The organism is Mycolicibacterium sarraceniae (assembly GCF_010731875.1).
GTDB classification, from domain to species: domain Bacteria; phylum Actinomycetota; class Actinomycetes; order Mycobacteriales; family Mycobacteriaceae; genus Mycobacterium; species Mycobacterium sarraceniae.
On sequence record NZ_AP022595.1, the window covers coordinates 1,464,808 to 1,483,981 of the forward strand.

At 63.5% G+C, this 19,174-nt stretch carries 13 protein-coding genes and 2 pseudogenes; all 15 read right to left on the reverse strand.

Going from position 1 to position 19,174, the window contains the following annotated elements; genetic code table 11:
- Positions 1-72 precede the first annotated feature (72 nt).
- Entirely contained in the window at positions 73-2,595 is a 2,523-nt protein-coding gene (locus G6N13_RS07520) for a TniQ family protein (protein ID WP_163695890.1), read from the reverse strand.
- A 29-nt stretch (positions 2,596-2,624) separates the two neighbouring features.
- Entirely contained in the window at positions 2,625-4,394 is a 1,770-nt protein-coding gene (locus G6N13_RS07525) for a hypothetical protein (RefSeq protein ID WP_235677960.1), read from the reverse strand.
- A gap of 258 nt (positions 4,395-4,652) precedes the next feature.
- Positions 4,653-5,024, reverse strand: a pseudogene (locus G6N13_RS26110) (TniQ family protein); the annotation flags it as partial.
- Positions 5,021-6,145, reverse strand: a complete 1,125-nt coding sequence (locus G6N13_RS07530; protein WP_163695895.1) for an AAA family ATPase — start codon at positions 6,143-6,145, stop codon at positions 5,021-5,023. The pseudogene G6N13_RS26110 and the gene G6N13_RS07530, both read right to left, overlap by 4 nt.
- Positions 6,142-8,277, reverse strand: coding sequence for a TnsB C-terminal domain-containing protein (locus tag G6N13_RS07535; RefSeq protein ID WP_163695898.1), 2,136 nt, complete (start codon positions 8,275-8,277; stop codon positions 6,142-6,144). Before G6N13_RS07535 ends, G6N13_RS07530 begins: the two co-directional genes overlap by 4 nt.
- A gap of 10 nt (positions 8,278-8,287) precedes the next feature.
- Positions 8,288-9,013 (reverse strand): TnsA-like heteromeric transposase endonuclease subunit, encoded by a 726-nt coding sequence (locus G6N13_RS07540; protein WP_235677961.1) that lies wholly within the window; start codon positions 9,011-9,013, stop codon positions 8,288-8,290.
- A 138-nt stretch (positions 9,014-9,151) separates the two neighbouring features.
- Positions 9,152-11,779 (reverse strand): replicative DNA helicase, encoded by a 2,628-nt coding sequence (dnaB, locus tag G6N13_RS07545; RefSeq protein WP_163695900.1) that lies wholly within the window; start codon positions 11,777-11,779, stop codon positions 9,152-9,154.
- A 485-nt stretch (positions 11,780-12,264) separates the two neighbouring features.
- Positions 12,265-12,723 (reverse strand): 50S ribosomal protein L9, encoded by a 459-nt coding sequence (gene rplI, locus G6N13_RS07550; protein ID WP_163695903.1) that lies wholly within the window; start codon positions 12,721-12,723, stop codon positions 12,265-12,267.
- Between the two features lie 16 nt (positions 12,724-12,739).
- Positions 12,740-12,994 (reverse strand): 30S ribosomal protein S18, encoded by a 255-nt coding sequence (gene rpsR, locus G6N13_RS07555; RefSeq protein ID WP_005142196.1) that lies wholly within the window; start codon positions 12,992-12,994, stop codon positions 12,740-12,742.
- Positions 12,995-13,048: 54 nt separating this feature from the next.
- Positions 13,049-13,567, reverse strand: a complete 519-nt coding sequence (locus tag G6N13_RS07560) for a single-stranded DNA-binding protein (protein WP_163695904.1) — start codon at positions 13,565-13,567, stop codon at positions 13,049-13,051.
- Between the two features lie 85 nt (positions 13,568-13,652).
- On the reverse strand, positions 13,653-13,943 hold the full coding sequence (rpsF, locus tag G6N13_RS07565; protein ID WP_163695906.1) for a 30S ribosomal protein S6: 291 nt from the start codon (positions 13,941-13,943) through the stop codon (positions 13,653-13,655).
- Between the two features lie 111 nt (positions 13,944-14,054).
- Positions 14,055-14,177, reverse strand: a pseudogene (locus tag G6N13_RS26115) (DJ-1/PfpI family protein); the annotation flags it as partial.
- 62 nt (positions 14,178-14,239) lie between these two features.
- Positions 14,240-15,883 (reverse strand): glycosyltransferase family 87 protein, encoded by a 1,644-nt coding sequence (locus G6N13_RS07575; RefSeq protein WP_179965143.1) that lies wholly within the window; start codon positions 15,881-15,883, stop codon positions 14,240-14,242.
- Between the two features lie 59 nt (positions 15,884-15,942).
- Complete coding sequence (locus tag G6N13_RS07580; RefSeq protein WP_179965098.1) at positions 15,943-18,243, reverse strand: transglycosylase domain-containing protein; 2,301 nt, start codon at positions 18,241-18,243, stop codon at positions 15,943-15,945.
- Positions 18,244-18,433: 190 nt separating this feature from the next.
- Complete coding sequence (locus G6N13_RS07585) at positions 18,434-18,868, reverse strand: DUF5318 domain-containing protein (protein ID WP_163695908.1); 435 nt, start codon at positions 18,866-18,868, stop codon at positions 18,434-18,436.
- Positions 18,869-19,174 lie beyond the last annotated feature (306 nt).

Sequence of the window (19,174 nt, forward strand, 5' to 3'; positions counted from 1 at the left end):
TTGCATTGTCCGGACTTCGAGGCGCTCGTCACCGCCGAGTTTGAACCTAACCGCATCTTCATCGCCCGCAAATCAGCCCTTACGCAACGCTTCGTGTGCCGCCACCGCCTTGCTGCCCAGTTCCGTAGTCGCCATCGGCCGGTTCGGTGTCCAATGTTCGAGCAGTGGCCCGCCGAAATCTTTTGTCAGGTAGCGAATCTGTGTGTTCAAAGTTGAACGATTGATACCCAGGTGTTCCGCGGCCTCGCACACCGATTCGTGTTCTGTGACGCGGACGAAGTTACTGAGATGAATTAGTCCTGCAGGGCGACTGAGGGTTTGATGCAGTAGTTCGTGGGCCTCCACTCGTGAGAGGATTATGCGACGGGACCGCGCAGGCTGGTGAAGCAGAATGTCGTATCGGGCGAGCCATTTTCGTAGAGTCGGCCAGCTGATCCCGAGTTCCGCGCAGAGGTCTGTTTGGGTTCTGCGGGCGACAACGTAGTTCTGGTGCAGCCACTGGAAGTCGATACTTACCTCCTGCGACCGCAGCGTAACCCCGTACTGGTTAGCGCTCCTGCGCACGCTCGTTCTGCTCATGCCGAATCGCGCCCCGATCTCGGCGCACGCCAGATGCTGGACGTCGTATAGCTCATGGAGGACTTCCTTCGTCAAGGAAGTATTGCGTGCTGCGCGTAAGACGTCCCTTCGCACCGTGCGCCCACCAGTCGCGTTGGGTTCAGGTGGATGCCGGTCCAATAAATATCGGACTGTGTCAATGGTGACGTGAAATGTCCTTGCCAAAGCTGGAACTCGTGCAGAGGCAGCGCTCGCAGCTGATCGCAGGGCCGTGATGTCGACATGCTCGCACTCCGGGGCGGGTAGCGCCAACCCTTCCACCAGAGCGAGCGGTGGATGCCACTTCAGCGGCTCATCCGCGATTCCGTTGCGGGCGAGAAACACCATCGCGTGCTCATCGAGCGCGTGCTGCAGCGCCGAGGTGAGATCCAGTGGAAAGTTCAGAGTTCTCGTCAGCATTTGGGGTCTCCCGTTGCGTGCGTCCTGCGCATCGGGCGGCGCAGATCTTCCGGAGATTCTCCGGAAGAGGTAGCGGCGGGCGATTTCAGCCTTGACCGGCGAGCCGGGCAATGCGCCAGCCCGGTGTGCGGCTGCGTTCCAGTCAGGATCGGGCAGGAGGCTTCTGTAGTCGAGTCGCCGGCGCCGCTGGTAGTCGATGGGGTTTCCGCTCGTGCGCAGATAGTCGGCCAGTCGTATAAGTGCGGTAGAGAAAGACGGCCAGTGTTCGCTCTGATGCAGGTACCTCAGCAGGTGCTGCAACGTCCGCTCGGCGCCATTGTCCAGTTGCTTCGCTGCTGCCTCCGGCGTTAGGTCTGTTCCGACAAGGAGCACCGCGCTTGCCAGTGCCGGCCGCCATCGTTCGTAGGTTCTGCTGGTTAGCCCGAAACGAATCGACCACTCCGGCCATAGTGTGGACGGAAGACTGGACACAAGCCGCTCCACGCCAAGTTTCGATGCCGCGGGTGTCGCTGGATCCGGCGATGCCGATCGATAGCGCAGCTGCAGTGGGGGAATGAGATTGGGTGCGTAAGCTTTGATTTGCGCCGCCGCCAATGCTCGACTGCACGATAACCCGATATTGAGGATTCGCTCGGTGCCGGGTAGTTCTTCGTCGGGTATGAGCCAGGCCATCCGCTGCGCCGCCAATGCGGAAGTGGCGGTTTCGACGATTTTGAGTGCCTCGGTGGCGTAGACCGCGGCTTCGACAGCTGTTACGGGTGCATCGAGGCTCAGCCGACGGAGGTGCCGGGTTGGTGTGACAGGGGCGGCTCGTACCCGATCCTCGTCGTAGGCGGCGATGAAATCTGCGTGCGGTAGTTCGTGTAGGCTGTGCCGACGGGAGTGCACCACAACCCTCGCAGCGATCATCGCGAGATCTCTCAGGGCGGTTTGTACATTGACCGGCTGCTGAACGTAGATCCCGTAGTCAGCGGTTCCGGCGGTGAGCATTCGGTTGATCCTCCTCTGCGCGCGCATGATCCGATGGTCGGCGGAAAGTGTTATCGCCCCGGTGGTCTCAGTGAGGTCGGCGCCGCACGGGGTGGTGTCTTTATTTGATATCGAGCATTGTCCCGGGCTGGGAATGCTACCGAACGGGGGCGGGAACTTCCGCTGGAACCGGTGGCACCGGGGGCACTCGTCGACCAATAGGCGGTTGTGTTCGGTGCAGGCGAAGGACCAACTCAGCCGCCATCTGAGGTGCCAACGGCCGCCGTTGTGCGCGAGGCATTTCGGGCAATAGCGAGAGCGAGGGGTTGGTCCGAGCCGCGCCCACGGAATGTCATTTCGGAGCCTGTGATTCTCGCGATCGATGCTGACTGCGAGGCCGTGAAACCGGCGCAGAGTGCCCGCTCGGATGGCGGCGGGATCGGTCGCGGTAGCTTGTGCGATCTTCTCTGTTTGATCGTCCGTTAGGTCGACGACCCACGAACTTGAGTAGTCCACCGGAATGCCCACGTGCTCAGCAAGATCCCCAAATGCGGTGCCGAACCGTATTGCGACCGCCTCGAGCCAGGAATCGATGGCTTCGCCCTCCACCGGAGCTACGCGGAACGGCAATGTTCGAGTCACTCGGCGCTCGATGGGGCCAGAGGATTGTGTCGCGGTTGGTTCGATGGTTCGGCGGTGCGGCGGATATTGAGACGCGCCGTGTGACTTCCTCCGCCTCGGCTTCGCATCGGTATGGCGTGAGTCTTTGCCCACCGCGCCATGTTCGCGGTGCTCATTCCGGCCTCTTTGGCGATGTCGGGTAAGGCACGGCGTTTGTTGACGTACTGGTCGTACAGCCAGTCTCGATCTATGGTCGTGCGGGCTTGTAGACCGGGTTCGCGTAGCGGGAGGTCGTAGTCATTGGCCAGACGAGCGACGATCTGGCGGCTCACTCCTACCGCCGCCGCGATGTCTCGGAGCGACATCCGCTGATGCTCGTAGAAATCAGCCAAAACGACCCGCGGGAGCGCTGCTTTCGCGGTCGCATACGCGCGGTTGTGGTAGGTCGGCAGAGAGTCACCCGACGCTAGATTCGGCCGGGGCACGGGGTGGGTCTCGAGTAGGTAGCGCACGGTGTCGAGGCTGGTGCCCAAACGATGTGCGGCGGTCCCCAGCTTCATTCCGTCGACGCCCATGACACGGTGCAGGCGGGCGATGTCGACCGTGGCGGGGTCGGGTCCAGGGAGGTCGAGCCCCTTGTGCACCGCGTTCGGTGGGTGCCATGTGGCAGGTTCGTCGTCGATGTTCTGGTCGGTCAGGAACTCGTGAGCGTGTGTGTTTAGTGCTTCGGCGAGTTCGGGTGTGAGATGACGGGGAAAGTCCGCGGTCTTGGTGCGAAAAGCGCTGTCGTCCAAGGCCCATGGCGATGTGCTGGCGGGCTGCCCGCTCAGGCGCTCGAACAAATAGCACCGGGCGATCCTTGCCCGGGCCGGCCGCGGTCCCGGAGTGGCAGTGTCGCGGCAGATCTGGGTCCACACTGTGTCCGGTAGCAGCGTGCTGTAGTCGGCGCGGCGACGGCGTTGGTAGTCGATCGGGATGTCATTGTCAGCCAGGTAGTCGGCCATTCCGATGAGAGCGGTCCGGATGCTGGGCCACTGGTCCTGCTTTTCCAGGAGCTGCAGGACGCGGGAGACGGCGTGGCCTTCGATGGGACCGTCGATCAACCAGGCGGCTTCGTCGAGGTTGACCCGGCTACTGACCAGCAGAAGGATGCTGGACAGTGCTGGGCGCAGCTGCCGTTGATGGCAGTTCTGAATCGCTAATGGCAGTGACCACGTCGGCCACAACATCGCGGGCAGCCGGCGCACCAGGGTCGCGGTGCGCTCCGTACCCGGCACCGGCTGAGCTGGCAGTCGAGTGCCTATGCGGTAACGCAGTTGATCGCTTGGATTGAGAAGCGGCCCCAGGGCGGTGAGCTGGACTCCGGTGAGCACCTGCGACGTATTCTTACCCCACGCGATGTTGGTCGCGCTCACTGCCGATCCGCGCTGCCGCGAGGAGGCCACCAGCCAGCGCAGCGCGTCGCCGGCGGACGCCACGTCGGGCCGAGCCAAGGCTTCCAAGGCGGCTATCACTCCGACAGCGGCAGTCTCGGCTCGTGTCGGTGCGGCCAGCCCAGGCTTGGTTTCGGTTCGTGCGGGTCCGGACCGCGAACCCGAGGTCTCGCCCACACTCTGGTAGATGCGGTTGAGGTCCTGTGGGACCAGACTTTTCAGGTCTTCTGGTGTGGCGTATGCCAGCGCCCGACCCGCGACGGCCCGGATATCCGAGAGAACCTTGAGCCGTGCCTGCGGCAAGGTCTCGTACACTCCGAACGCTGTGTTCTCGCTGTCGAGGACGGCGTTCACGACCCGCTGCGCGTGTATCACCGGATGGCCTGCGTCGAATGAATGAACAGCCGCGGCGGCAAGGTCGGTGCTGCATCTTCGTGGGGTGCGGCCAGTGGCGTCGGGAGCCGGGTGCGAGCAGCGACCGGGCTGAGGAACCATCTCGCCAACGTGTGTGCGGACGCGCTGGACCGCGCCGCAGCCTGGACAGGCGTCTGCGAGCAAGCAATTATGCGTGGTGCACGCGAACGTCCAACCCAGGCGCCAACTCAACTGCCAGCGCCCACCGGTCGCGTCCAAACATGCTGGGCAGAACCGCGATCCCCGTCCAGGTCCCCAGGGAAACGCGCGGCTGAGCATTCCGTCGTCAGGTTTGACGCGCACCGCCCGACCCGAATAGTGTTGCAGTGTCATTGTTCTCAACACATCCGGGTCAATCCCGGTTGCTGCGCCGGTCGTCGCTGCTTCGTCGGGGTTCAGACACACGACCCAGGCGGGCGTGCTCATCCCGCTGAACGGGCTCAGTCCAACGGCCGTCAGTAGGTCGCTGAATGAAGTGTGGGTACGGTGAGCGATAGCTTCGAGCCACGAGTCGATTGCCTCACCCCCGATCGGAGCAATACGGATCGGTAGAGTGCGCACAGAGTTCATCCGGCCTTGCCGACCCTTGTCGTCAGCCTTCGCGTTTCGAAGGCCATCGCCAGTTCCTGGCGTGCCTTCTCGGATGCTTCGTCGATTTTGACGCGATCCATCAGCTCACGGGACAGGACTTCGGTCCCGGTGCGCACAGCTCGTTGGCATCCACGATTGATCAGGGTCATGAGCGAACCGATATGTCCGGTGCTACGGGCGAACAGGTAGTCAGATAGATGGTCGGCCAACATGCCGGGATGCTTCTCAGCCAGCACGATCCGCTTCTCCAACGTCAGCAGCAGTTGGCGCCATTCGCGTCTGCCCTCATCTGTGTCGATCGCGAACGGACGCATGTCGAGTTTTGTTGTTCGCCTGCCGGTTTGGGCAATCACAGCGTCCTCGTAGGAATGTCCTTCGGAGAACAGTCCACGCGCCGCCAGGCCGACTCCGACAAAGATCAGGGTGACGGGAAACTCGTTGGCGATGTACTTGAAATGGTTGCTGATCTCCACTCCAACGGAGTTGCGCCAACGCAGAAAGTGCAGATCATCAACAATCAGCAGCTTTGTTTCGCACGTCAGCACGCAGTCCAGCGCGCGGTGTGCGAAGTGCGCGGCGTTGCCGCGGGCCGTGCCCGGATGTGCGTAGAAGGACAACATGGCTCGGTTGAAGTCGACCATGCCGGTGTTACCGGTCAAACCGACTCGGCATACCGGCCACCGCTCGTGGCCCGCGCCGGTCTCAGTTCCTTGCTCCTTCATCTCGCGACGGTGGAACTTCCTGGCGAAGTCCAGCACTGATGTGGTCTTCCCGAGTCCGGGGAAAGCGTCGATCGCGACTGCACCCTTGGCCTTATCGCCATCTTGGAGATTGCTGTCGACGATGTCCCACAGGTCCTCGTGCAGTGCGGCCAGTTGTGGTGTCTTGATCGGACCAAGATTGGCGTGCCATTCGCGACGCTGCCGGTTGTAGTCGTCGAAGGCCGTTTCGCCGAGCTGCTCAAGCTCCGTACGAGTCAATGACTCTGGTGGGATCCGTGAGGCCGTGTTCACAAACCGTTGCCAGCCCTCCTTGCGCGCCAGCGTGAGATTGTCCAGTCGTGATTCAGTGTTCTCTGGTGGTTTTCGTCTGGCCGTCACGCATCCTCCAGGGCGTCGGCGTAGAAGTCTTCGAGATCCTCGTCAAAGTCGTCATCGCCGGTTTCGGGGTCAGGGTCGTGGGCCTGCTCGTTGCCTGAATCATCAGGTGTGTCGACAGCGGCAAGCACTCGCGCCACCGACGGCAAGGCGACGATGTCATCCTCTGCAGGGAGTTCGTCCAGCAGGATGGAATCGCGGGAAAGCCGTAGAGCCATGCGGCGCTCGGCAAGCGTGTCACCCAGGCCAAGGTTCCACCGTTCGAACAGGTCGGCTATGGCCAGCCGATCATCGGGGTAAGTGTATTTGGCGGCAGCCAGTTTCCGTGCGAACGTCATTGCATCTTCGTTCAGCGGCATGTCCATGGACGGCGCGTGCTCCCATGTCAGTGTGTGCCATTGTCGTGTCTCCGGATCGCGAAAGTAGGCGCGAGTGATGTCGTCGGGACTGTAGTGGATAGGCCAGCGCCCCTTGGCTTTTCCTGTGTAGGAACTGGTGATATTGCGGTAGGGATTGAGCGCAGGTCCGTTATATCGGCGACCGAGATCGACACCGTAATGCTGGATCGTCCGCCACCGCATGTTCAGGAACTCGTATGCCAGATCGGGGTCGCGTGGCGCTTCGATGTAGCCGGCCCGGGCCATGCCGTGTTCGAACATCTGCGCTGGCGACATGACCAGTCCTGGCACGTGGGGATCACGCAGGCTGTCATGCGGATTGTGGTGGTAGAACGATGCCACCCACTCACGGATGATTGCTTCGAGTTCGTCGAGGTAGAAGAATGCTTCTGATTCTGGATCGAGGCCGCGGGAGTGGACATCGGGGCCTTTGTAGCCGGGCAGTAATTGGAGTAGAGACTCGCGGAGGGTCCGAAAGAATCGTTCGACGGGTCCCTTGTCCCGTCCCGTCCGCAGTCGTGCGGGTTGGATCGAAATGCCCATCCGCTGGCAGACGCTGGTCAGATGATCGGAGACATAGACCTTGCCGTGGTCGACGACGATGGTCTCGGGCACTATCGACGGACCGGCCGCGCCGCGGATCGAGCCCTCGATCGCATCGGCATCCAGCAGTACGGATCGTGGCACACCGTGCTCCGGCCACACCGCGTGGGCGGGCCAATCGGTCCCGGCGGGTCGTGGTCTGTACGCCTGATACAGCACCGCTGCCGCGTCGACGGACTTCGTCGACACCGGCGTGACCCGGATACCGGTGATACATCTTGTGTACCAATCCATTCCGACTGTCAGTTCAGCCTGAACCCATCGCAACGTGAGTGGGTCCAATGCGAAGACGTCCAGCCTGGTTGTGTCCATCAGCAGGTACTCGCCGGGCCTTGTGGGTCGCAGCTTGCCGTACGCCTCGGATGGGCGGTCCGCGATGTCGCGATTGCGTTTCGTACTGCGCCGAAACGTGGGGTGCCGGTTCTCCAGCTCCGCGAGAATCCGGTACGCAGTCGCCCGTGAAGGAATCTTGACGGCTCCTTCGCCGTAGCGCGCGATGACCCTCGCGTTGGTTCGGCTGATGACGATGCTCTGGGATGGTCTCGATTGATCCGTATGCTCGACCATTACTTCAAGAGCTGTTTCGGTCCATTTGTCGTCAGCATTCCCCAGCGGCTTCTGGCGGTCAGACTGCTTGCGCGCCAGTCCGGCGACGCCATGTCGGCGGAAGTCGGCCACCCACTGTTTGATCGTCCTCAGGCATACCTCGAGTTCGGCCGATTTGGCCGTGTAGCGGCTGGTGAGGGACAAACTTGGGTTGTATTGCTCTCTCGGTTCACCTCTCGCAGGCAGCTCGGCGGATCCAGATCGGTATCCAGTCAACACTTCTCGCACATGGGCAGCGCGCTCGTTGAGCTCATGGCGTTCGAGGTCCGACATCGCCGCAAAGATGACGCTGGCTGGGTCCACGTCATCGTCAGCCTGCGGGCCGCCGTCATCAGGCAGAAGTCGAGCACGACCACCGTCAAGCAGCTCACGCAATGAGACCCGGATAACGACTGTGCTACCGCCGGCGGCAGCTCCTAGAACGACCACCGTCCCGGTCGCGGCGGCCTGCATCTCCACGACCTGCACGAGTTCGCCGTCGTGAATGAACCGCGTGCCAACGCTGACACGAACAAGGCCGTCGCTCATGGCGGGCTCCTTACGTCAGGACCGTTCTGGGGCTCAGGGGTTGATCGATACTCACCACAAAGTGGTTGCACCACAACAGATGAAGGACGGAAGCCCGCACAATGGGCGCTGTCCATCTGCGGTACGCGGAGAACGCATGTGCCAACGTCCGGCCTCTCAGGTCGTCGCGGGCCTTCAGTGCGCTCACAAGTTCCGGATCGAAACGCTCTGCGTTGCGGAATCCCGCCAGGAACCGGACGGTCTCGAGCTCAGTCGCCGGGGGTTCGGTCCATACCTCATAGCGCCATCCACGTCGTTCGACCAGCACCCTCGTCCATTCGAGAGTGAACCTGACTTTGGGTTTGTCGAGCTGAGAGTGCGGCTTCACATCAACGACCACCGGTCCGTCGCCTGTCAACAGCAGGTAGTCCGGCACGTGCTTACGCATACGCTTATCGATGGAGGTGCGAATCAGGAACGGCTGCGCAATGATTCGACTAACCGCGGGATCAAAGTCCGCGAACAGCAGCCGCGCGAGTTCCAGACGAGATTCGTAGATGACATGCGCCCGCTCGGTCGCCGACCAGTAGGTACCCGAGTAGTGCTTCTGACCGTGACGCCAGCGGAACGTCCGCCACGGCGTCGCATTGCTGATCAGTTCAAGGGGGGCGCGGTCCCACTCAATGCAGACCTCCTCCAAGAAGTCCTTTGAGCGCACAGAAATGTTCGGGAGTGGCGATGCCCCCGCTTCCGGCATGCCGCCACCATTGCAGCTCCGAAATGCCGCTCTGCGGATTCCGCGCGGCGTGTCTCAGTATTTCTGCACAAGTGCAACGGTGGTGCAGTCAGTCGTGAGAAAGTGCAGTCAGATTTGAGAACCTACACTCCGGAATCCCTACCGCGCCATGTTGGTAAACCGTGACAGATGCAGCTGGTGCGCCACGGTGACCGTACGGGTAGGTCCCGCACGGTGTTTCGCGACAATCAGGTCAGCTTCGCCGCCTCGCGGATCGTCAGTTTCGAAGGCATCGGGCCGGTGCAGCAAAATAACCATGTCGGCATCCTGCTCGATCGATCCCGATTCGCGGAGATCGGCCAGCATCGGTTTCTTGTCGGTTCGCTGCTCAGGTCCACGGTTCAGCTGGCTCATCGCCACCACCGGAACTTCGAGCTCCTTAGCCAAAAGCTTGATCTGCCTGGAGAATTCAGAGACTTCCTGCTGGCGTGACTCGACCTTCTTACCCGATGTCATCAGCTGCAGGTAGTCCAGCACAATCAGCCGCAGCCCCGCCTTCTGATGGAGCCGACGGGCCTTCGCGCGGATCTCCATCATCGTCAGGTTTGGCGAATCGTCGATATACAAAGGCGCTTCACTTATTTCGCTCATGCGGCGCGCCAACCGCGTCCAGTCGTCATCGGTCATCTTGCCCGACCGCATGTCGGCCAGCTTGATCTTCGCCTCCGCCGACAACAGCCGCATGACAATCTCGGACTTGCTCATTTCCAGCGAGAACACGATGCTTGGCAGCCGGTTCTTGATCGAGCACGACCGCAGGAAATCCAAGCCTAGGGTCGAGTTGTGCGTCGGGATCATCGCCCGCCCAGCCAGGTACAGGTGCGCATCGTTGTCGACCTCGACACAACGAACCGGAACACTCGTGGTCGGCCGCACGTCGACGATGAACCTCGATGACACCCTTGCTGTGCCCCCGACACGTCGTTCTTTGTGCGCCAGCGCCTTCCGTGGCAACCCGAACACCACGTCATCGGTGGAGAAGTTCAAGATGAACGCCGTTGAACTCTCTGCGGATCGACCCCGGACTCTCTTCGTTGCGCGGCCGCACCGGTAGCCGAGGCTGACGATCAGTTCGAAGACGTCATCGGCGAGCCGCTTGTTGGTCACCGAAAACTGGATGGCCCCGCCATTCGTGACCGTGCCGTCGGTGTCCAACAGACCGGCGAGCACCGCGCGCCGCTGCGCCTCGGAGGCACGCAGGTAGTCGGCCGGGATGTGCTTGGCGTTGAGCACACCGATCGTCCGCAGTCGCGCCTGCAGGGTGCCGACCTCGTTTCGGCACGGCTGGCACAGCTGGAGTCCGCACGACGCTCCCCCGCACCGCGAGCACGACGGCGCCGGCACCGGCTCGGACAGAAAGCGGGCCTTGCCTCCGCAGGACTGTCCGCAGATGCGAACCGGACTTGTCCTCGGAACGAAGGATTCTCCGCACACCACGCGACTCCGAGCCGCGAGCGCATCCGGCGCGGGCAGGCGCAACGAGTAGCGGCACTTCGCCGTCTCGGACTTGTGCGCATCGATGCCTTCGGCCTCGATACGCATGACGATCTCAGGATCCGCCACCGTGATCTGCGCGGCGGCGCTGGTGCCATCCCCCAGCCACGCGCCGAGGGTGTACGGCGGGACTAGCAGGTCACGATCCGGTGCCTGCAGCGGCTTGGCATTGGTCACCGAATGGTTCAGCCGGCGGTCCTGCGTCGGGCAGCGCAGCGTCTCCGCGATCTCCCGCGTTGTGTGGACAGCGGCGAACGTCTGCTGGCTCTTGTGGCGGTTGTAGCCAACCGCGGCAGCCGGCGCCGACTTCCGTGACGCCCGGGTATCCGTAAGCCACTGATGCTCGGCGTCGGCGATCAGCACGGTGCCATCGGAGAATTCGACCTCGTAGCACGGCCGACCGACCATCACATCGGTCGCCGCGACCACCCGCGTGGGACGCCCGCCGGCATCGATCAGGTAATCCCCGACCTTGACCTCACCCATCGTGGTCCAGCCCGTCGGCGTCGGCAGGGGCGTGTCCAAACCCAGCGCCTTGCCCATACCGGGCCGCGCCGCCACCACGATCATCTGACCGGGATGTAGCCCGTTCGTCAGCGCGTCGAGGTCATCGAAGCCCGTCGGCACACCCCTCGAAAGGCCGCCGTTGGAGGCGATGGCGTCGATCTCGTCCATCGTCGGCTGCAGGAGATCTTCCAGCGGAAGGAAGTCCTCGGCGGTCCGCCGCTCGGTGACGTCGTAGATCTCAGCCTGCGCGCGGTCCACGATCTCGTTGACGTCGGCGCCCTCGGCACCGGCATAGCCGTACTGCACCACCCGCGTGCCGGCCTCCACCAGCCGCCGCAACAACGCCTTCTCGGCCACGATGCCCGCGTAGTACCCGGCGTTGGCCGCGGTGGGCACCGTCGAGATCAGGGTGTGCAGATAGGGCGCCCCGCCGATGCGGCGCAACAGCCCGCGCCGATCCAGCTCGGCCGCCACGGTGACCGCGTCCGCGGGCTCACCGCGCCCATACAGGTCCAGAATCGCGTCGTAGACGTTCTGATGTGCGGGCCGGTAGAAATCGCCCGGACGCAGGCGCTCCAGCACGTCGGCGATCGCATCCTTGGACAGCAGCATCCCGCCCAGCACCGACTGCTCCGCGGCAAGATCCTGAGGAGGCTGGCGACCGAAGTCCTCGGACGGAGGAGGACTGCCCATCCCGGGCTGACTGAGATCGTCAACGACCGCCACAGATTTGTCCCCACCTCGGTCTAAAGCCTGTCGAATGCCAGTTCGATGCATCATTCGGGGGTTTACCCGACGCCCCCGACAAGTTTTCGTCGCGACGGTGCTGACCGGTTCCGCCGACGGCTCACGCTAGACGTTGCTGGAGCCCTCGCAAACCGGTCGTGTTCATCAACCTGTTAGTGGTTTGTGGATAGCTGGGGAAAGTGGTGTTGAGGTGTTGGGGAGAACCTGTGGATCACGGACTAATCTCGTGTCATTTCCCCAGTTGAGGGCAGAGTAGTGCCTGGTGTGTGTTGTGGATGGCAAGTCCATCGGCGTGTCGGCCCCGGTTGCAATCTCGGGCGTGTTGTGTTGCCGGAGGTTATGCGCAAGGTTAACGGCTGGTTAGATTAGCTGAGCCGGGCCCGACAGAATAGGTTCGCCAGAATGCAGCAATTCCCCGGGACCGACCACGAAGGGCCGGCGCCCCGGGGAATTGACGCGGATGGCTAACTTTGTGCGACGACGTCGACGGTCAGGTCGACATTCACCTCGGGGTGCAGGTGCACGCCGACGGTGTGGGCACCGGTGGCCTTGATGTGAGCCTTGGGCAACTGCACGGTGCGCTTGTCCAAGTTCGGGCCGCCGGCCTTCTTGATCGCCGCGACGATATCGTTGGCGGTCACCGAACCGAACAGCTTGCCCGAATCCGCAGCGGTCTTCACCGGCAGCTGGACCGAGCCCAGGGCCGTGATAGCGGCCTTGATCTCATCGGCGTGCTCACGATCGCGCACGGTCTTGGTCTCGCGGGCCCGACGGATTTCGTCGGCCTGCTTCTGCGCACCACGCGAGGCCGTGATGGCCAAACCGCGCGGCAGCAGATAGTTGCGTCCGTACCCGTCCTTCACCTCAACGGTGTCACCGGCAACGCCGAGGTGTTCGACCTCAGCGGTCAGGATCAGCTTCATGTCGATATTCCGTTCTCTACCGAGCCGCCGACGTGAACGGCAGCAGGGCAACCTCACGCGCGTTCTTGACGGCGATCGCGATGTCGCGCTGGTGCTGCACGCAGTTACCGGTCACCCGGCGGGCGCGGATCTTGCCGCGCTCGCTGATGTAGGTACGCAGCAGCTGGGTGTCCTTGTAATCGATGTCCTGCCCCTTCTTCGAGCAGAACACGCACTTGCGGGTCTTGACCGGCTTTTCCGGTGCCGGACGCCGCTTATTGGTTTTGGCCATGGGTCAATCTCTTTCGTTCTTCAGATGGCGCGCCGGGGCGCGCAAAGGTTTGTGTCAGAAAGGCGGTTCGTCGTCGCCACCGGCGAACGAGCCCGACGCCGGGGCGCTGCCCCACGGATCGTCGGCCGGCGCATCATTGGACGCCGCCGGACGGGAACCCCCGCCGCCACCACTGCCGCCGCCGAAGCCGCCGCCCCCGCCACCGCTGCGCGAGGCCTTGTTGACCTTGGCGGTGGCGTAGCGCAGCGACGGGCCAATCTCGTCGACCTCGACCTCCATGACAGTGCGCTTCTCACCCTCACGGGTTTCGAAGGAACGCTGCTTGAGTCGGCCGGTGACGATGACCCGGGACCCCCGGGTGAGGCTTTCGGCCACGTTCTCGGCCGCCTCACGCCAGATATTGCAGCGCAGGAACAGCGCTTCGCCGTCCTTCCACTCCCCGCTCTGGCGGTCGAACGTCCGCGGTGTAGACGCCACCGTGAAATTAGCGACGGCTGCACCGGACGGGGTGAACCGCAGTTCGGGGTCGGCGGTCAGATTCCCGACGACGGTGATGGTCGTGTCACCGGCCACAAGGTCCTCCTGGCGTAGGCGGATAAATTCACCGCGAGCCTAGTTACTAGCTCCGACGCACGGCGAGCTTTATCCACTGGCGTGACTAGTGCTTATCGGTCCGCATCACCTTGGTCCGCAGCACCGACTCGTTCAGGTTGAGCTGACGGTCGAGCTCGGACACGGTGGCCGGTTCGGCCTTCACATCGACGATGGCGTAAATGCCCTCGGCATGCTTGGCGATCTCGTACGCCAGGCGGCGCCGACCCCAGATGTCGACCTTGTCCACCGAACCGCCGTCAGTGCGGACGACGTTCAAGAACGTGTCCAGAGACGGAGCCACGGTGCGCTCATCGAGAGTGGGGTCAAGGATGACCATGATTTCGTATGGACGCATGGGAACCTCATCACCTCCTATGGTCGTAACGGCCACGGTCGATCCGTGGCAGGAGAGTCGCCTGCGTCGGCAACCTGCACAGGCTACCGGAGCCCACGCTGATCAGCGAAATCAGCTCCGCCGGCCGTAGTACTCCAGCGCCAGCTGCACCATGGCATCCGAGGCTTTGCCCAGCGCCCCGGCGTTGAACGGTGGCTGTGGGTCGTATTCGATCATCAGCTCACTGGCCCCCGCCGGGGGACACCAGGACGTCGGGCTGGGTCACCTCGTAGGGGCCGATCGCGTCCAGCGCGGTGTTACGCGGGAACAGTGCTATCGCGACTCGCATCCGGCACAGCGTGCTGTTCAGGCTGTGTGACAGCGGCTGCCCGGGGCCGCAGCCGCCGCGGGAACCATTGCGGGAGCGCGTCGTCGGCGCGATCGAACACTCCCCCGGCCGGATCGTCGACCCGGCCATTCCAGCGCACCAGATCCAGCTCCGGCCGGTAGATCTGGCGCACCACCAACACCATCAGCCCGATCACCGCGATATCGCGCAACAACACTGTCGCGGTGAACCACTGTTCGGGTAGGCCCTTGTTGCCCTCGCCGTACAGGTAGAACATCCGCGGTACCCATACCAGCATGTCAATAGTCATCCACGCCAACAGGATTCGCCGGTGCGGCAGCGCCAGAACCGCCAGCGGCACCAGCCACAGCGAGAACTGCGGGCTCCACACCTTGTTCACCAACAAGAACGCCGCCACCGTCAGGAACGCCAGCTGTGCCACCCGGGGCCGCTGTGGTGCGGTCAGGCCGATGTAGGCGATCGCCGCGCAACACAGCAGGAACAGGACCGCGACGACGGTGTTGAGGATTACCGGCGGCTGCCAGAACCCCAGATTCGCATCGAAACCGTCCCAGCCGGTGAACGACTTCGCCACGTTGTACAGCGAGTCCATATCGTCACCGCGCCGGGAGTTCAGCCGGAAGAACTCCGACCAGCCGCGTGGAAACAGCGCCATCACAGGCAGATTGACCACGAACCATGCGCCGACGGCGGCGACCACCGTTTTGGCGGCTTCGGGCATCCGGTCGCTGCGGATCGCCAGCACCACCAGAGGCAACAACAGCAGTGCCGGATACAACTTGGCGGCTACCCCGAGCCCGATCAGAATTCCGGCCAGTACCGGTTTACGGCGCGCCCAGGCCAGCAGGCCGCCGATCGCAAAAGCCGTTGCCAGCGCGTCGAAATTGGTGAACACCTGAAATACCAGCACCGGTGAGGCGGCCACCAACGCGGCATCCCAGACCCGTCGACCCGCCAGCCACGACGTGGCCCATACCGTCGTCAGCCACGCCAGCGCAAGACCGAACGCGGCGAAGTTGAAGAACATCACCACTTCGGCGATCACCGGCAGCGACACTATCTTCGCCGCCGCGGTGTACGTCTTGGCCAACGCCATCGAGACGTACTGGTACACCCCGGTCAGGACCGGATACTCCATATAGCGCACCGCGGGTTTACCGTCGTACCGAATCTGTGGGCGCCCGCTGGAGTCGGTCTCGAGCCAGCTCGACTTGTACGGAAAACGGCCCTGGCTCAGCAACTCCGCACCGTAGAGCGGCACCGTGTCGGAGTAGCACAGTTCGAAGTAGGCGCGCTGGTTCTGCCAGTTCGCCACCCGCTGATCGGGTGGCCCGGCGCCGACGGTCTGCAGGCACGGCGACTTGGTGGTCCAGCCCAGCGCCAGCACCACCAGCGCCATCATGAACATCACCCGCAGTGGGGTGAACAGCCGCGTCCGACCGATCAGCGCGTGCCGACCGACTGGACCGCCCACCACATCCGAGAGCGCGGCACCCAAAGTGTCGGTGCGACTGGGTTTGTCACGATCGTCGGCGCTGCGCAGGTCGGTGGCCAGCGGCTGCGGTGACACCGTGGCGCGGCCCGTTAACACAACGCCGGCCGGCGCAACGGCCGGCCGGTCGGCCGAAGATCCCTGGCTCTCGCTGTCGATCACGGCGGAGGCGGAAGGGGAGCGTTGGGATCACCGGGGCCGGCCGGCGGCAGCTCCGGCGCGCCCGGTACGCCTGGCGGTCCAGCGGGCACGGTGATGGTCGTGGGCGGACCCAGGGGAATCGTAATACCCGGTGCGACTTCGATACTGGGCTGGATCACCTGGATCGATGGCGGCGGAGGCGGCGGCGGAGGCGGCGGCGGCGGCGCGGCCGGAACACCGGCGTAGCCGCCGATCTCGGTCGGCTTGGGGAAGATCTCGTTGTCGGTACCCTTCAGTGCCCCGTCCATCGTCGCCTTCCAGATATCGGACGGGATACCCGAGCCGTAGACCTGGCCGCCGCCCTTGGTGACCAACGGCTCGGTGCCATCAGTCGTGCCGACCCAGACCGCGGTCGCCAGCGACGGGGTGTAGCCCACCATCCACGCGTCCCGGTTGGCACCGGTGTCGCCGAGCTGGTTGGTCCCAGTCTTGGCCGCCGAGGCACGCCCGCCGGCCAGATTGTGTCCGTTGGACCAGCCCGCGATCGGCTGCATGGCCGCGGTGACGTTGTCGGCGACGGCTTTCGGGATGCGCTGCTCTCCGCTGTTATCGGAAGTGCTGGCGTCGAAGAGCACCTCACCGCGGGAGTTGACCACCTTCTGGACGAAGTGCGGCTTGTGATAGACGCCCGAATTCGCCAGCGTCGCATACGCCGAGGCCATGTCAAGCACCCGGGATTGGTACTGCCCCAACACGATACCGTTGTTGGGTGGTCCGCCCTTACCGTCCTCGGACAGGGTGTGGTCCACGCCCGGGAAGCTCTCTGCGATCCCTGCGCGGTGCGCGGCATCGGCGACATCGCTCGGGCCGTTCTTGAGCTTGAGCATCAGCCGGTAATAAGAGGTGTTCAGCGATCGCTTGAGTGCCTCGGCGATAGTGCAGACACCGCAGCCCTCGCCTTCGACATTGGTGATGGTGATGCCGTTGAGGGTCACCGGTGAGCTGTCCACCTGATAGCCCAGCCCGATGCCCTGTTCGAGGGCGGCCACCAACGCGAACACCTTGAACGACGAACCCGTGGGCAGCCCGGCCTGGGCGAAGTCGAAGCCCTGGGCGTCCGAGCCGCCGTAATAGGCCTTCACGCCACCGGTTTTCGGGTCGATGGATACCACCGCCGAACGCATATCCGGCATCTGACCGTCCAGATACTTCGTCACCGCGTTCTCGGCGGCTTGCTGCGCCTGCGGGTCGATCGTCGTAGTGATCTGCAGACCCTGGGTGTTGAGCGTCTGCTCGTCGATGTTGAACAGGTCGAGCAGTTCCTTGGTGACCTGGCGTTCGATCAGGCCATTCGGTCCGGTGATCACGTTGGCCGCACGCGCCTGCTCGGGCGGCACCGTCGGCGGGAAGACCTGTTGGGCGCGTTCCTCTTTCGACAGCGCGCCCATCGACACCATGCCGTCGAGCACCCAGTTCCAGCGGCTGGCCGCACCTTCAGGATCGACCGCTGGATCCAGCGTCGACGGCCGCTGGATCAGCGCTGCCAGCAGGGCACCCTCGGCGATCGTCAACTGTTCGACGGGCTTGTTGAAGTACGCCTTCGAGGCCGCCGAGATGCCGTAAGCACCGCGGCCGAAATAGATGATGTTCAGATACGCCTGCAGCACTTGGTCTTTGGACCACTCACCCGACATCTTCGTGGAGATGACGAGTTCCTTGGCCTTGCGGACCACACCACCGACACCCGACCGGGCATCACCCACGAGCGCGTTCTTCACGTATTGCTGGGTGATGGTCGAGCCACCCTGCAGGTCGCCGCCGAAGAGGTTGTTCTTGAGCGCCCGGGCGAAGCCGGAGAAGGAAAAGCCTGGGTTGGTGTAGAAGTCGCGGTCTTCGGCGGCCATCACCGCGTAGCGTACCGGAACCGGGACCTGGTCGATGTTGACGTCAACCCGGTTACCTTCGGGGGGAACAATTTTCGCCAGCTCGGAGCCGTCGCTGGCCAGGATGGTCGACACTTGGTTGGTGCGCAGATCGCCGGGCTGAGGCACTTTGACGATCATGTAGGCCATCCCGAAGGTGATCATCGGCAGCACGACCAACAGCACGACAGCGATGTACAGCGAGCGGCGCAACCACTTCCAGTTGATCTGCTGGGAGAAGCTCGGCGGCCGCGGGCCCACCGGTCCCCCACGGCGTGGCGGTGGTGGCGGAGGCGGAGGCGGGGGGAACTTCGGCGGGGGCGTGCCGTCCATGGCCGCCTTGACGACGTCAATCGGGTCGCGCAGCGCAATGGTGTCGTCGCGGATCGGCTCCATGATCGACGTCAGCCGATCATCGGGTGGCGCCTGCCGACGGGACCCCGTGCGGCCCGGACCGGACGAAACAGACGCATCAGTGGCGTCGGCTACCGAGAACTTGGTGGTCGGCGCCTCGTGTTTGCCGGAGGCATCATCAGACCCTGATCCAGTGCGGTTGTCAGTGCCAGGCCGGTCGTGACGCCCTTCGCTATTCACTGGCCGTGCGCGCGCCGGAGCGCGCCGTCTGGGTGCCCCGGCGACCGCGCGTTCCGTCCTTGGGACGCGGCGCTCCGAGCACATATGACTTAACCAAGTGATTCCATTCGCAGGTGCGGCATACCTCCACCACATGTACCGAAAACTCATCGAACCGCGTCGCCAGCAACACCAGCTCCTCGGCGGTGCGCGCCGACCCGGAGACAGCGCCCAGGTGATCGCCGAACACCCAGGACACCAATGTCAACGGCTCCTTGCGGCAGATCGGGCACATCACCGTACTGGGCTTGCCGTGAAACTTGGCGGCGCGCAACAGATAGGGATTGGCGTCACAAACCTCGGTCACACCGGTCCGGCCGGAGTAGACCTCGGCCAGCAGGGAGCGTCGCCGCAGGGCGTAGTCCACCACCTGTCGCTGCAATCGCACGATGACCAGAGTACGTCGGGGATCTAGGCGACGGCGCGCAACCGACTCGCGAGTGCCCCCGATTGTGTGCCTGGTCTGCGTTCATACTTGCCGAACTCTTACGACCAACGCCGTGGCGACTCGCCAGACAGCCAGCACGCGAGCCAAGGACGCTGACCGTGACGACACCCTGACGCCTCCCGCGTGACGCTGGAGTGACGGTCGGCGCTCAAGAAACGGTCGCATGACGTTCAAGTGGCGTTAAATATATCGCTTCGATACTATTCACGGAGGTGTCGAAACGCCGTAACGGCCAAGCAAAGGAGG

Excerpts from the sequence above, each read along its gene's own strand:
- G6N13_RS07535 (WP_163695898.1), bottom strand. The coding sequence starts at position 8,277 with ATGAGCGACGGCCTTGTTCGTGTCAGCGTTGGCACGCGGTTCATTCAC.
- G6N13_RS07540 (WP_235677961.1), bottom strand. The coding sequence starts at position 9,013 with ATGCCGGAAGCGGGGGCATCGCCACTCCCGAACATTTCTGTGCGCTCA.
- rplI (WP_163695903.1), bottom strand. The coding sequence starts at position 12,723 with ATGAAGCTGATCCTGACCGCTGAGGTCGAACACCTCGGCGTTGCCGGT.
- rpsR (WP_005142196.1), bottom strand. The coding sequence starts at position 12,994 with ATGGCCAAAACCAATAAGCGGCGTCCGGCACCGGAAAAGCCGGTCAAG.
- rpsF (WP_163695906.1), bottom strand. The coding sequence starts at position 13,943 with ATGCGTCCATACGAAATCATGGTCATCCTTGACCCCACTCTCGATGAG.
- G6N13_RS07580 (WP_179965098.1), bottom strand. The coding sequence starts at position 18,243 with ATGGAGCCGATCCGCGACGACACCATTGCGCTGCGCGACCCGATTGAC.